11 protein-coding genes and 3 pseudogenes are annotated in these 11,821 nt (G+C 63.7%); 5 read left to right on the top strand and 9 right to left on the bottom strand.

Annotation, left to right across the window (positions count from 1 at the left end; all coding sequences use genetic code 11):
• Positions 1–283: 283 nt before the first annotated feature.
• The 4 genes and pseudogenes from M3461_07900 (at position 284) to M3461_07885 (ending at position 2,300) form a co-directional block, all read left to right on the top strand.
• Positions 284–1,081, top strand: a complete 798-nt coding sequence (locus M3461_07900; protein ID MDQ3774278.1) for a TolC family protein — start codon at positions 284–286, stop codon at positions 1,079–1,081.
• Positions 1,082–1,187: 106 nt separating this feature from the next.
• A complete protein-coding gene (locus M3461_07895; GenBank protein MDQ3774277.1) occupies positions 1,188–1,760 on the top strand; it encodes a hypothetical protein in 573 nt (190 codons plus the stop codon).
• Positions 1,748–2,083, top strand: a complete 336-nt coding sequence (locus M3461_07890; protein ID MDQ3774276.1) for a hypothetical protein — start codon at positions 1,748–1,750, stop codon at positions 2,081–2,083. Before M3461_07895 ends, M3461_07890 begins: the two co-directional genes overlap by 13 nt.
• Positions 2,084–2,141: 58 nt before the next feature.
• Positions 2,142–2,300 (top strand): annotated as a pseudogene (locus tag M3461_07885) (agmatine deiminase family protein).
• Positions 2,301–2,463: 163 nt separating this feature from the next.
• Here M3461_07885 and M3461_07880 read toward each other — a convergent pair.
• The 4 genes and pseudogenes from M3461_07880 to M3461_07865 all read right to left on the bottom strand — a co-directional run bounded on the left by M3461_07880 (position 2,464) and on the right by M3461_07865 (position 5,491).
• Entirely contained in the window at positions 2,464–3,168 is a 705-nt protein-coding gene (locus M3461_07880; GenBank protein ID MDQ3774275.1) for a M48 family metallopeptidase, read from the bottom strand.
• Positions 3,165–4,663: pseudogene (locus M3461_07875) on the bottom strand (hypothetical protein). Before M3461_07875 ends, M3461_07880 begins: the two are co-directional and overlap by 4 nt.
• Positions 4,664–4,824: 161 nt before the next feature.
• Positions 4,825–5,241, bottom strand: coding sequence for a type II toxin-antitoxin system VapC family toxin (locus M3461_07870; protein ID MDQ3774274.1), 417 nt, complete (start codon positions 5,239–5,241; stop codon positions 4,825–4,827).
• Position 5,242: 1 nt separating this feature from the next.
• Positions 5,243–5,491, bottom strand: a complete 249-nt coding sequence (locus tag M3461_07865) for an AbrB/MazE/SpoVT family DNA-binding domain-containing protein (GenBank protein ID MDQ3774273.1) — start codon at positions 5,489–5,491, stop codon at positions 5,243–5,245.
• Positions 5,492–6,404: 913 nt separating this feature from the next.
• Between M3461_07865 and M3461_07860 the strand changes: the two genes are divergently transcribed.
• Complete coding sequence (locus tag M3461_07860) at positions 6,405–7,415, top strand: agmatine deiminase family protein (protein ID MDQ3774272.1); 1,011 nt, start codon at positions 6,405–6,407, stop codon at positions 7,413–7,415.
• Between the two features lie 145 nt (positions 7,416–7,560).
• On the opposite strand, the gene M3461_07855 is transcribed toward M3461_07860, so the two are convergent.
• The 5 genes and pseudogenes from M3461_07855 to M3461_07835 form a co-directional block, all read right to left on the bottom strand.
• On the bottom strand, positions 7,561–8,181 hold the full coding sequence (locus tag M3461_07855) for an OmpA family protein (GenBank protein MDQ3774271.1): 621 nt from the start codon (positions 8,179–8,181) through the stop codon (positions 7,561–7,563).
• Between the two features lie 32 nt (positions 8,182–8,213).
• The gene (locus tag M3461_07850) at positions 8,214–10,070 is read right to left on the bottom strand and encodes a hypothetical protein (protein ID MDQ3774270.1); all 1,857 of its coding nucleotides are present in this window, start codon (positions 10,068–10,070) and stop codon (positions 8,214–8,216) included.
• 48 nt (positions 10,071–10,118) lie between these two features.
• Positions 10,119–10,589 (bottom strand): DUF3574 domain-containing protein, encoded by a 471-nt coding sequence (locus M3461_07845; protein MDQ3774269.1) that lies wholly within the window; start codon positions 10,587–10,589, stop codon positions 10,119–10,121.
• A 66-nt stretch (positions 10,590–10,655) separates the two neighbouring features.
• Positions 10,656–10,832 (bottom strand): annotated as a pseudogene (locus tag M3461_07840) (PAS domain-containing sensor histidine kinase).
• A 307-nt stretch (positions 10,833–11,139) separates the two neighbouring features.
• The gene (locus M3461_07835) at positions 11,140–11,634 is read right to left on the bottom strand and encodes a hypothetical protein (GenBank protein MDQ3774268.1); all 495 of its coding nucleotides are present in this window, start codon (positions 11,632–11,634) and stop codon (positions 11,140–11,142) included.
• Positions 11,635–11,821: the final 187 nt, after the last annotated feature.

Below are 11,821 nucleotides of genomic sequence, written 5' to 3'. Positions count from 1 at the left end.
ATCTCGCGCCCCGAGCGCCGTGCTTCGTGATGCAGGCGCAGGATCTCTTTCGTCTTACGCATGGATACCCTCGTATTTGCCATTGGCCTTGCCCTTTCGTCGGAAAAATCCGACAGGGTAAGGCCGGCGGCCGGGTTATCCCGCGTCGTACGCTCGATAGGAAACCGCTCCGGAGCGGTGATGAGATTGCTCCGGAATAAGTGATCAGTTTGCGCCGGAATCGGTGATCAGGTTCGACCGAAATCAGTGATCAGATTGGTCCGGAATACGCACACCCCGGCAGATGCTCCTCGGGCGCTTCGAGGATTTGCAAATACCCGATGCGGTCATCATCGACCGGGCTGGATATGCGTACTTCTTCCCAGGGGAGCCGCTCGCGTTGGGCAAGACCTTCGAGTTGAACGACCACCGCGCGCGGCTCGTCGGCATCGCCGAGGTCTCGGCGCCCTTCGCCACCTTCCCGGTGTTCTACTCCCGCTATAGCCAGGCGCTCGACTACGTCGGCCGCGAGCGAAATCAGCTCTCCTACGTGCTCGTCAAGGCGAAGCCGCGGGTATGCTTTTACGATTTGGCGGCCCGCATCGAATCCGAAACCGGATTACGCGCCGCCACCACGGAAGACTTCAAATGGCAGACCATCGGTTTTTATCTTAAGAACACCGGCATCCCGGTCAATTTCGGCATCACCATCGCGCTCGCCTTCTTGGTAGGCGCCGTGGTCGCGGGCCAGACCTTTTATCTCTTCACCCTGGAGAACCTCAAGCAATACGGTGCACTCAAGGCCATCGGCGTCACCGATGGGCGCATCATCGGGATCGCCTACCGCCAGGTGCAGCTCCGCTTGCACAATCTAACGGAGGCCGAAAAGGCGCAACAGCGGGCGGTCGGGCTCGCCCACGACCGTTACCGAAGCGGTCTCGTCGATTTTCTCGATGTGCTCGAGGCCGAGCGCTCGCTCTACACCAGCCAGGCCCTCCTCGCCCAAGGCGAGCGGGCGGTGAGCCAGAACCTCGTTCGGCTGTACAAGGCGCTGGGTGGTGGCTGGGAAGGAGACTTGGCCCGGGAGCACGCGTTGCGCTGAACGTGCGGCTCGATGCCGACGATGATCACCGCACACACGCCGATGTCGGGAGCTCAACTGGTTTCATACCGGGAACTCCTGGGACCTGCGCGTCGGGATCGGAAAGGTGTTCTGGGGCGTGGCGGAGTCGCGGCACCTGGTCAACATCATCAACCAGGACGACCGGGTCGAGGATATCGACGAGGAGGACAAGCTCTGCCAGCCCATGGTCAATCTCAATCTCAGCCAGGACTGGGGAAACCTGAGCCTATTCATCCTGCCGGGCTTCCGGGAACGCACGTTTCCGGACCGCGAAGCGCGCCTGCGCGGCCAACTGTTCGTGGACACCGATCGGGCGGAATTCGAATCCGCCGCGGAAGAGTGGCATGTGGATTACGCGGCACGCTGGAGTCATACGTTCGAGGACTGGGACATCGGGGTCGCCCAATTCTGGGGAACCGCTCGAGAGCCGCGTCTTATCGCTACCCCTGCCCCTCCGCAAAGGCCACGGTTCCAGATCTCCCGTTACGACATCATCGATCAGACCAGCCTGGACTTGCAGGTCACGAAGGGGAGCTGGCTCTGGAAGCTCGAGGCGATCACCCGGGGCGGGCAAGGGATCGCTTCGGGGCCCTGGTGGCGGGATTCGAACACACGCTTTACGGCCTGTTCGAGACACCGGCCGACATGGGCCTGTTGAGCGAGTACCTGTACGACGGCCGGGACCCCACCAATCGCGTGGAACCACCGGTCGCACCGGTCACTATCTTCGACAACGACCTGTTCCTGGGTGCCCGTTTTACGCTGAACGATACCCAGAGCACGGAGCTCCTGCTCGGGGCCACCGTGGACCTCGATACCCAGGCGAGTGTGTTCATCATCGAGGGCAGCCGCCGCCTGGGCGATGCGTGGCGCGTCGAGATCGAAGGCCGCCTATTCGCCAATGTCCCGCGCTCCGATGTCGGGCTGAGCGGACTCGAGGACGATGGTTATCTCCAGCTTCGGGTAGCGCGTTTTTTCTAGGTAGGGCGCTTGAGACCTTTCGAGCCCGCTGCCACACCGGCCGGCCTCGGTTTACCGCATGCCCGCGGAATGGTCGCCTCATGCCGGCACCTGGCTGTCCTGGCCCCACAAGCCCGAAAGCTGGCCGGGCAAGTTCGAGACGGTCGAGCCCGTCATGGTCGAGGCGGTGTCCGCGCTGGCTGGCCCGAGGGAGACCGTGCATATCAATGTCCTCGACGCGCTCCACGAGCGCCATGTGCGCGGGCTCTTGTCGGGCGTCTCCGGGCCCCCTTGGTTCTCGATCGCGGCCCCTCCTCGGCCTCGTCGCACCGGCGGCGGCACCGAAAGGCCCGACCTACCGGCGACGCCGCGCAGGTCTTCGGCAAGAAGGGAACAACACGTTACAAGTCGAATCCCGCGCCGTGTTTGCGCAGCCATTCCTTACGCTCCTGGTAGGCCGGAATTACCTTATCGACTTCGTTCCAGAAGGCGCCGCTATGATCGAGGTGGTGAAAGTGGCAAAGCTCGTGCGCCACGATGTAGTCGATGATAGTTAGCGGGGCCATCATGCACTTCCAGTGGAAGGCGAGGTTGCCGTTCGGTGAGCAAGAGGCCCAACGTTTACCTAGATCGCGGATATCGATGCGACCAGGAGTGACGCCGACCTTGGGCGCGTAGTAAGCGAGGCGCTGGCGGATGCGCCCCAGGCCGCGCGCGATGTAGTAATCGCGAAAGGCCCCCTTGGCGGCTTCGATGTCGCCGCGATCGACCAAAGCACGACGCAGACAGAAACGTCCGCCCTTCAGGAGCAAGGGCTCCTCCTGTTCCGCTACCAGCAACAAGCGGTACGAGCGCCCAAGGTATAGGAAGCCTTCGCCGTCGCGGTACTCGCGTAACACGCGCGTCGCGTTCAGGTCGTGCCACTCCGCGAGATTCTTGTAGATCCAGTAGCTTTTGGCTTCCACGAGGTCCTCGATCCGCTCGTCGGGGATCGACTCGGGTGCGCGGACCAGGACGCGGCCATCGCGCTCGATCACGATGTCCGCCGTCGAGCGGCGGCTGCACACCACTTCGTAGGAAATCGCTTTATCACGTGTCGCCTTCATCTCGTCAGTTCCTGGTGCCGCTTCTCGGCCAGCTTCACGATCTCTACGGCGATCCGTTCATGCTTCTCGGTGAGCCCCGGGATGTCGGCCAGGAGGATCTCCGTGTCGATGTTGCCCCGCAACTTCTTCACCTCGATGGGTTTCTTCCAGAAGTCGATGATGTCGATCGTGCCCTGCAAAGTTTCCACGATCTCATCAAGCCTTTCAGGCGTTGCCGGTGTTCGGCAGGCACCGCCCGACCGTCAAAGGCGAGCTGCACCACGTAATCATAGAAGGTGGTCGCCTCCTTCGTCAGTCCCTCGGTGACATCCGTGCGGCCCGCCATCGCTTCGAGCCGTAGCCGCTCGTAGCCCTCGGCCAGCGCTTTCCAATTGTTCTGGTGTTCCTGGATCAGCTTCTCCAGTTTCTCGCTTAGGCGTTTGTAGAAGGCCGGGTCTTCGTCGCGCAGCTTCTTGTCGATGTACATCACCTGCTCCACCGGCGCATCGAAGCCTGTCAGCAGCATGTCGCACACGATCAGGAAGGCGATACCGGTGAGATCCTTGGCCGGGTCGTCGAGGTCGAAGGGTTTACAGAAGTTCTCGACCGCGTTCCAGCGCTTGGCTTCCTTGCGCGCTTCCGTAATAGCCGCCAATTCATTGGTGGTGTCGTAGGAAACGACCACTGCGGCCCTCAGGAAGGCGATGCGTCGGATCAACTCCATATCCGGCCGTCGGCTGAATTTCTCCCGGTCCAGCCGCTCGGCCAGGGCCTCGCGGATCGCCTTCTGGTAGCGGATCGCCGCGAGCTTGGAGTGACACACCACCTGCGCCTTGAAGCCGTCCGGCAGGATGTTGTCGATGTAATGGTTCACGAGATCGCGCGCGATGGCGCCGATGCGTTGTGCGGCTTCGAGGATGTCGCCGCTTGCGCCGTATTTCTTCTTGATGGCGAGGATCTCCTCTTCCGTCCGATGGCGGAAGAGGTCTTCGAACCGGGTGTCGAAGCCGTGCTTGTCCCTGAGCGCGGTGTCCGCCGTGCGGCCCTCATAGAGGATCTGCAGGGTGGTCCCGTCGTGCACGGCGTCGATCAGCTTGTAGGTGTCGATGTACTCGCCGAAGCGCTTCACGGTGCGTTTGCCGCCGTGTTGCTCGGTGACGAGCGGCGTGCCGGTGAAGGCGATACGCGTGGCGTTCGGAAATGCCTCGAAGAGGTTGTCGCCGAAGTCCGAGCTTTGCGTACGGTGCGCCTCGTCGATCATCAATAGGACGCGCTCGGAGGGATTCACCGTGCCGAAGCCCTTGCCCGACGGTGCCGTGCCGTAAGTGGCCAGTGCTTCCGCCACCCTGAGCGGCACCGCCTCGGTGCGCTCCAGGAACTTGTGCACCATCACCATGTTGATGTCGGAGGCGTCCGTGCTCAGGTGCTCGCGCAGCGCCGCGGTGTTTTCGATCACGTTTACCTTGCCGCCGATGAGTTTGGCGGTGGCGGCCAGTTGCTCCTCCAGATCGATGCGAGCGCACGGTATCGCGGAACACCTCGGGCAACAACCACTCGCGGAAGCTCCCCCGCAGGCTCGTCGCCGGATCGGAGGAGATGCATCCCTGCCCCTGGTCGATTACCGTCCAGCCGAGCGCGGCGAGCTGGTCGAGGAAGGGCTTCTCGATGTGCAGGTATTCAGACATCCGCCGCCAGCCAGTTCTCTACCACAAGGCCCGGTACTCGGGAAAATTCGCGCATGTTGTCGGTGACCAGTGTCAAGCCCAGGGCGCGCGCGTGGGCGGCGATGAACAGGTCGTTGTGGCCAATCGGCTGACCGATGCGCTCAAGCGCTACCCGCATCTCCGCATAGTGATGGTCAATACCGGCTTCGAGCGGCAGGACGTCGATGCTCGCCAGAAGTTGCTCCCCCTTGGCGGCCAGACCCTGCGAGCCCTTCTTGCGGACGCCGTAGCGTAATTCGCACGCTACCACGATGCTGGTGCAATACTCTCCGCGATTCATGGCCGCGATGCGGCGCGCCGGCTCGTCCCGGGGTCGCTTCACCACGGCCGACAACACGTTCGTGTCCAGCAAATAGTGCGGCTCCGCCATATCAGAATATATCCTCGGAATTGACCGGCGGGTCCTCGATCTCCGGAAACTCCTCATCCAGAGGCTCCCACGAGGCCAGCAACTCGGCCAGTGTATTGGGCCGCTTCACCGGCTCCACGATGAGCCGGTGGCCGTCCTTGTGGATGATGACTTCATCTCCTGGCAGCTCGAATTCGCGCGGGATGCGCAAGGCCTGGTTGCGTCCGTTGCGAAATAGGCGGGCATGGCGTTGGGTGGGTGGGTTTGGCATGGACTCGTCTCCGGCAGTTGACATAGGCCAAGCATATGCCTGACTTCGGAATGCGTCAAGCCGGCGTTCGGGCAGTAGACACCTCGGCGGGTTCGGCGATCTTGACGCGCACGCCACACAAGCCGGAATGCCGGTGCGGTAGAAGAGCCCGGCCTGCAGTGCTAAACGTTATAGAATTGCAGGCTCTGTGCCTCGAACAACGGATAGTCCTCCGTCTCCAGCGCGTGTCTGACGAAGCGCCGGCTCTCCTTTTCGTCCTCGACGAAGAAAAGGAAGGATAGGAGTTTCAAGGGAAGAATAGGAATTTCAGCGCGGTTTTGCAACCGGTACTGTTGCGTCGGACGGTCGGTCGGTGATTGGGGGGTCCGCGCGGGGGCGGGAAGGGGCGTTTGGGCTGGCCTCGACCGGGTTGCGGGTGGCTGTCGGGGCTTTACGGTGACGCAAAGACGAGCACCCGGGCGCCGGGACGCGAGCCCCGGTGCCGGTCAGTCACCTTGGCTGGCAGGATGGTCTGGAGTGGAACGGCGCCTTCCAGTGTGAAGCATCCACCCATGGATTGGCCGGCAACATCCTGTTGTTGCATCCTCGGCGCGCCAAGCAGGGCCGATCCCTGGCCCTGGCTTTCTCGCTGCGCGTTCACCCATGGATCGCTCCTACTCGAGCAAGGGTCGTTCAGGGCAGGGTTAGGGCAGGGTTGGTGCTGCATTGTGCAAACGAGATCCAAGCCCTACAATCTCAGCGACTGTCCCGGCGTCGTTGAAACGCCGCAGGGATGGGGCATTCCATCGACATCAATTGCGGCTGTGGCCGAGTTGATCGGCAGCAATCATATTAGTCTCCACTGGCATCGTCTCCACCGGGTCGCTTGAGTCTCTTCGAGCCCTCTGCCACACCGGCCAGCCTCGGTTACCGCATGCCCGCGGAATGGTCGCCCCATGCCGGCACCTGGCTGTCCTGGCCCCACAAGCGCGAAAGCTGGCCGGGCAAGTTCGAGACGGTCGAGCCCGTCATGGTCCAGGCGGTGGCGGCGCTCGCCCCGGGGGAGACGGTGCATATCAATGTCCTCGATGGCGCCCACGAGGCCCATGTGCGCGGGCTCTTGTCGGGGGTCGCGGGCCCGGTCCGCTACCACCGCTTCCCGACCAACGACGCCTGGTGCCGTGACCATGGGGCGGTGTTCGTGACGCGGGCGGGGCAGGCGCCGCTCGCCGCCGTGGACTTCGCGTTCAACGCCTGGGGCGGCAAGTATCCTCCCTATGACCTCGACGACGCCATCCCGGAGCGTATGGCCGAGTCCCTCGACATCCCGCGTTTCCCCGCGCGCATGGTGCTCGAAGGCGGGTCCATCGATGTGAACGGCGCCGGCACCGCGCTCACCACGGAGCAATGTCTTCTCAACCCGAACCGCAACCCCGATCTCGACCGCCAGGCGATCGAGGAGCGGCTGCGCGCGTTTCTCGGGGTCAGCCAGGTGCTGTGGCTGGGGCAGGGGATCGCCGGCGATGACACCGACGGGCATGTGGACGACATCGTGCGCTTCGTTGCCGAGGACACGGTGGTCGCGGTGGTGGAAGATGACCCGCGCGATGACAACCACGCGCCGCTCGCGGACAACCTCGCGCGCCTGCACTCGATGCGGCTCGCTGACGGGCGACCGCTCTCGGTGGTTGAATTGCCCATGCCCGCGCCGGTGTATCACGACGGCCAGCGCCTGCCCGCCAGCTACGCCAATTTCTACATCGGCAACGCGGTCGTGCTGTTACCGGTGTTCAACGACCCGCGGGACGCGACGGCGCGCCGCATCCTGGAGGGATGTTTCCCGGGACGCCGCGTGGTCGGTATCGACTGCACCGATCTGGTGTGGGGGCTCGGCGCCTTCCATTGTCTGACCCAGCAACTCCCTCGGGTGACGGTGCCGGATTGATTTCCTACGCGGCGAGGGCGAAGGTATATATACCACGTACGGTCACAAATCGCCCTTTTTCCCTTTTTGATCCCCTCACCCTAGCTCTCTCCCCGAGGGAGAGGGGACCTAAGGAGGCGATTTATGACGATGGCCAGTATATCGATCAAGGCGGGGGGATCGATTCGAGGGTCGGCACCGGGGTGATCTCGACCCGCCGGTTGCGGGCGCGGTTCTCGTCCGACACGTTCGGGGCCACCGGTTTGTACTCCCCGAACCCCGCGGCGAAGACCTTTCCGACGGGAAACCCGGCCGCCACCAGCGCGCGCATGACGGTCAAGGCGCGTTCGGTCGACAGCTCCCAGTTGTCCTGAAACGGGCTGGTGATCCCCAAGAGCGGCTGATCATCCGTGAAGCCGCTCACCATGACGCTAACCTCGCTCTGTTCCGAATAGGCCCCGAGTGGTTCCACGATATCCTGGATGATCGCGTGTCCCTCCGAGGAGAGCTCCGCGGAGCCGAGCTTGAACAACACGCTGCCCTGCATGGCGATGCGCCCGCCGCTGAGCGTGATGCGCCCCTCGGCCACGGGTTTCGCCAGCGCCTGTTCCAGGACCTGGAGGCGCTTGGCCTCGGCCTGCCGGGCCTCCTGCTCCGACTTGAGCTTGGCCTCGATCTCGATCTGCAACACCGTGGACCACACGAACAACAATACGAAGATCCCGAGCAGGCACACCATGATGTCGGCGATCGCCGGCCAGATGTACCAGGCCGGCGTGGTGTCCATGCCGTCGCTGTCGGGATCGAGCGGCTTCGCGTTCACTGGGTGATCACCGGCCGCGTGCCATCGTTCGACTCGCGCAAGGCCATGATCAAGCGCCCGAGCTCCTCGCCGCGATGTCGGTCGGCGTCCGCGAGGATCTGCGCGATCTCCTTGAATTCGCGCATGCGTGCGCGTTCCCCCTGGTGCAGGGCCTGGGTGGCCTCGGCGAGCGCCGCGAGGAGCTTGGTGAACTGCGCGTCCCAGCCCTCGGCCTTGTCGGCGACCCCGACCTCCACGCGTTCGACCAACTGGTGCGCCCAGGCGTTGAGGTTCGAGACCTGCTCGGCGCCGCTGCGCCGGCGATCGTCCAGGTCCTCGCGCATCTTTTCCAGCAATGCATCGAACTGGCGCTGCTGGCGTCCCTGCTCCACGCCCCAGGCCTTCCGCATCTGCTCCCGATCGCCCTCGTGCTTTTCCAGGATGCCGGAGTGCAGCGCGGACACGTCGGCCACAGCCTTTGCTGCTTGATCGGCCAGGGCCGAGGTCTGTTTCCCGAAACCTTCGACGAGGTCGTGATACTGGGACGCCATGTGCTCCAATAACCCCTGGTGGCGCCGCGCCTCTTCCTCGCACGCGTCGATAAACCTCCGACGCATCTCTTCGAGATGGGTCTCGAACGCCCGGCGCTCCGCCTCCTGGTATTTGCGCCGGCCGGCGCTGTCCGTGCGCCAGGCCTCGTCGAATGCCGCCATGCGCTCTTCGAGCTTGGCGAGGTAACTGGAATACTGCGAGCCGATGGCTTGCACGTGGCCGTGCAGCGCATCGCTGAACATCTCGGCGTGTACCGTCAAGCGCTCGAAGTGCGCGGCCTCCTCGGAGCCGCGGGTACGGCGTTCCGACTCGATCAGTTGGAGGAACGCGTTGCGTCGCTCCTGATCATACGTCGAGGTGGCCTCGATGCGCGCCTGGACCTTGGACATGAGGTCCTGACCGGTATCGTCCAGGAGCCCCACGGCATGCACCAGGAATCCCTTTAGGGCCGGCTCGAAATGATCGCTGAAGCGCTTGAGCTCCGAACCGAGATCGCCGCGCAGGATCCCCAACTGCTCGCTGATGAGGCCGGCGATGTGGTTGCCCAGGCGTTCCTGGCCCAGACGCCCCTCCTCGAAGGTCTTGCCGAGCCCCCCCACGGCCTCCCGGAATTCTGCCAGGAGCTTGGGCAGCACCGCCCCTTGTTCGACGAGGTCTTCGAGCGCCATGGTCTGGCGCGTGACCGGGTGCAGGGGGCTCTGTGGGCCGGGGCACAGGCCGGCGATGCGCTGGTGGAGGCGGAGCTCCTCGCGGCGCGTCAGCGTGGATGCCAACCCCAGGATGAGCGAGGTCGCGACCCCCGAGAGCGAGGTGCCGAAGGCGAGGGCGAGCCCGGCGATCGGCGCCAGGAGGGATCGGCGCAGGGCCTCGATCTCGGAAGTGGTCTGGAGCGCGGCGCGCGTGCCCCTCAGCGTGTCCACGAGCCCGATGAAGGTCCCGATGAGCCCGAGCAGGACCAGGGCTCCGATCAGATACGGGATAAAGGTCCCGAGCACGCCGTTCGGGGCAGGCCGGACCCCGTGCAGCCGCTCCAGGACGGTGCGGGCGAGCCCTGCGCTGAGCTTGTCGAGCTGGCGCTCCACCGGCTCGCTCGTGTCGAGTTTCCTGAGCTCGCGCTCTTGCGCGGCGAACTCCGCGGCGTAATACCAAAGCCAGTAGATGCCGAAGGCGAAGCCACCCATGATGAGGAGGCTGATGACGATGGCGCGCCGATCATCCTGTGCCGCATAGGTCGTGATGACCCAGAGCGGGATGACGAGGCCCAGCACGCCGCAATAGAGGACCGCAAAACGCGGCTCGGCGTAGGTCTTAATGGGGGGCATGGCCCAGCCTTTCGGGGTCCATCGGGACCAATATACAACACTTGTACATCAGAAGGAGACACATGCGGTGCCGTCCGCGCGCAGCACCGATTCCTGCCGAAACGCCTGGGCATAGGCCCTGCGGATCGCCTCGATACGCGCGCCGGCCGTACGGTCCAGGGGATCGTACAAAAGGACCACGATGCGCGCGTCTTCCTGGACAATGGTCCCGTGCCGGTCGCGGAACTGGCCGTGGCCCTCGAGGACGGTGAATCCCGCCGAAAAGCGTGGGGTCACGGCCTCTTTCAGGAACCCCGCGAATTCTCTTATCGTCACCGGCTCCCCGCCAGGCCTCGATAAACCGAGGAACAGCTCCGTGCGCCGGTACAGGGTCCCGTGGCCTGCGCACGAGCGGGGGTCGATCGAAGACGCCGGCGCGGGCATGGCCGCTGTCAGGGTCCGGCTCTCGACACAGCCCTGGGCTATCAGGAAGGCCAGCGCGACGAGACAGGCGCCGCCCCTGGCGGCCCGGTCGATCATGGGAACCTCCCCGGAGGCGGCCGACGACCCGTGCATTGTAACGGGCGCGGTGGTGAGAAATGCGGGCTAGGCGCTGTGGCTGAGATCGGCCGCTTGCTCCTCTGTGACGATTATCTCCGGGGGAAAGTCGCAGCGGAACAGGCTGCCTTTGCCGAGCGTGCTGTCGATGTAGAGCTGCGCACGGTGGCGCTTGAGCACATGCTTGACGATGGCGAGCCCGAGCCCGGTGCCGCGCGGATCACGGCGACTCTCGCGCGGGAACCGACGTTACCTGTAGGCGTCCCTACGGGCGGCGCTGGCGGACTACCCTCTCCTGCTGTCTCAGGCGCCCGACATGCCCGGCACGGTGGGTGCCCTGCCCGTAGGGGCGTTTCCAAGCTCGCCGTGCTCAACGACAAGCGCGTGGTGCGGCAGGGTAGCTTCGTCGGGGCGCAGTGTGAATGCGCCCTTGTTGCCTGTCAAAAAGCCCCACCAAGGGGCGGAGTAATGCCTTGCGGCGCTTTGATGGCGATGCAAGGACAGCTCGCCGGTGGGTGGAAAAGTTCTGGGCCTACTGATACAACTGCAAGAAGAAACCAGTGGGGCTCTCGAACCGGACATGGTACTGCGTGCTGGCAGGGCATTCGTCAGCGCCAATTCTGCCCAGCCCAAACTGGGCGGCATTCCCACCACCGGAAAGGCTTGAATCGGCAATCACACTCCCACCCACAATACCTGTTGGGCTGGAAAAGCAATACACCCCAGCGAAGTCACCGATATCATCTAGAGGAACCGTAATATCCGCCCTAGTGACACCCTTTGAGGGACCGGCGAACGTGCCGTCTGGGCCAAGTCGTGCGAAGAACGCTGGACCCTTGGCACGGCCGACGGTTAGCGACGGCGCGAGCCTGCGAAGTTCCCGCGCCACCGTTTGCCTGATGAGCTTTTTCACCTGTGCAGTGATGCGCTGATCTGAGGACGCTTCCGGGCGCGGAAGTACCACCGCCAGTGAGAGCGCCAGCGCCATCGCGCCGATACCGATGCCTATCGTGCTAAGTTTCCTCATAACAAATCTCCATGTTGATTGAAGGGTCCTCTTGTATGCTCAATTCAGTGCAAATGCAGCTAATTCTAATGTACGTTCAAGTTGATACTAACTATCCACGGCCACGCCGTTATGCCGCGCACCCGGTTATGATCGTCCGCCAAACGTGGCAACCCCACATGCAACTGTGTGATCACGGCATCGAGGT

It is taken from the genome of Pseudomonadota bacterium (genome assembly GCA_030860485.1).
Lineage (GTDB): Bacteria > Pseudomonadota > Gammaproteobacteria > JACCXJ01 > JACCXJ01 > JACCXJ01.
This window is presented reverse-complemented; position numbering and strand designations above follow the sequence as displayed.